Origin of the sequence: Dehalobacter sp. (genome assembly GCA_023667845.1) — a bacterium.
Taxonomy (GTDB): Bacteria; Bacillota; Desulfitobacteriia; order Desulfitobacteriales; family Syntrophobotulaceae; genus Dehalobacter.
This window is the reverse complement of the sequence record JAMPIU010000021.1, coordinates 1-1,696: the sequence shown is the minus strand read 5'-3', so window position 1 is coordinate 1,696 and position 1,696 is coordinate 1. Positions and strand designations below refer to the sequence as shown.

The 1,696-nt window shown below is 44.0% G+C and carries 1 protein-coding gene and 1 pseudogene; both read right to left on the bottom strand.

Going from position 1 to position 1,696, the window contains the following annotated elements:
• The coding region (locus tag NC238_01215; protein MCM1564575.1) for a hypothetical protein at positions 1 to 255 on the bottom strand (255 nt) is incomplete at its 3' end.
• Between the two features lie 595 nt (positions 256 to 850).
• Positions 851 to 1,666, bottom strand: a pseudogene (gene mtbB / locus NC238_01210) ([dimethylamine--corrinoid protein] Co-methyltransferase).
• Positions 1,667 to 1,696 lie beyond the last annotated feature (30 nt).

The window sequence follows — 1,696 nt, the reverse complement described above, 5'->3', positions numbered from 1 at the left end:
TGCCTTAACAAAAGTAACGTTGGCTTCTGTAAGTCCGGCATGAGCAAGAGCGATTTTCTTTGCTCTGTCTGCAGTAATATTATCCGTGCTATTACCCGTGTTGGTAGTAGTTTCATTTACTGATGAGGTTCCAGAAATTGCAGGGTATACTGCTTCATTGGCATTGCTGGGTGCCACATCCTGTGTAGACGCACAGCCAGCAACACTAACTGCTAATAGACTGACCATTAACATGGTAAATATTACTTTCTTCATTAGAAATACCTCAAATTGTTATAAATGACTCGCTGGTAAAATAACTATTTGGTAAAATCACTATTAAATTAAATTAAATTAAATTAAATTAAATTAAATAATATTTACTTAGTGCCTTTGCCGTGGGGAAGTGAATTGAAAAATCAGTAGTTCTAGTCGTATCAAATTGAACAAAATAGGATGAACAAAATAGGAGGGCGAATTGGAAAATTAACAGTAAAAAGGACATCATCTATTTTCCTGGTAATATCTTTTGTAGCTTCAACAACCACTGCGTCAGTAAATGAAACTCCTCCCGACTCCAAACGCGGATGCCCAGTCGGATACAGTAATGGCTACAGGGCAGGATATAATCGAGTATTCGCTAGCTGTATTAGGAGGTAAGTAAACTCTATAAAAAGTAGAAACAACAGCAGGGAAGGTGGTCGCTATTTTCCCAAGGAATAATTTTTAGGACCTGCCTGAAGGGTTTAATAGCTATTTTACTGTAATAGCTATTCTACTGCTGTTTTTTGGCAGGTCCTGTTTTGTCAAGTCTGGATCTTGTTTATCCCTACTGTTTAGGAATACTCAGGTTGCTACCTGAATTCTTTTCTTAAGCTATCTGCTTTCTGAATAGGTTGCAGGAATTAATCTTAATATCGAGCACCTTTTCGATGTTCATCTTTGCGGCAATACCTTTTGCAGCACCTGGTACTGAAGTTATGACCCCGATATCGAGTTCCTCACGCAGTTCGCGCATAACGTGCTCGTCTACGAGATCCATCTTGTCGACCCCGAGTTTCTTTGCGACGTATTCTTTTGCCTCGCCTATGCGCATATTCTTTGAAAACTCCATCCTTGCAACAAGGTCTCCTGCAGCTCTCATGCCTGTCATACCTGAAGCCATAATGTGGGAAATCGGCATACCCAGCGGGTCGCCGACCCCGATCTATATGCCGTCTACGCCTGCAATTTCAACCATTGCTTTGCTGGCCCTTGTAACGGCATCAATAGGAGGCGTTTCAAGCATTGGGATTCCGCCAACGCCCATTCCCATGTCAACATGGCAGGGGATTGGAGAAGCTTCAACAGCTGCCTTCATGAAAGTAACTGCACGGGCAAGGTTCCAGGCTGAGGTCTTGCTGGTATTGGTGTTGCACACTGGGCCGAAAACGTTTGCTCCTGCCTTTGCGATCAGAGGGGCCTGCTGGTGAGGCCAGAGACCTGCAAGGGTTACTCCATCATACTGAAGGTTTCCGTGCATACCAAGTACGCATTCTCCAGCCATCCCTGCTTCAATGTACATATCAGGGAACTCTTTTCTAAGGGCCTCAATTGCATGGAGTGTACCATACATGTCTCCGTCACCTGCTGCGGCCGTTGTGTCAAAGTTAACACCGTCTGCCCCGGAGGCAAAGAGTTTCTGCATGACCCAGACCGTGTCCCTTGTCAAGTGTTC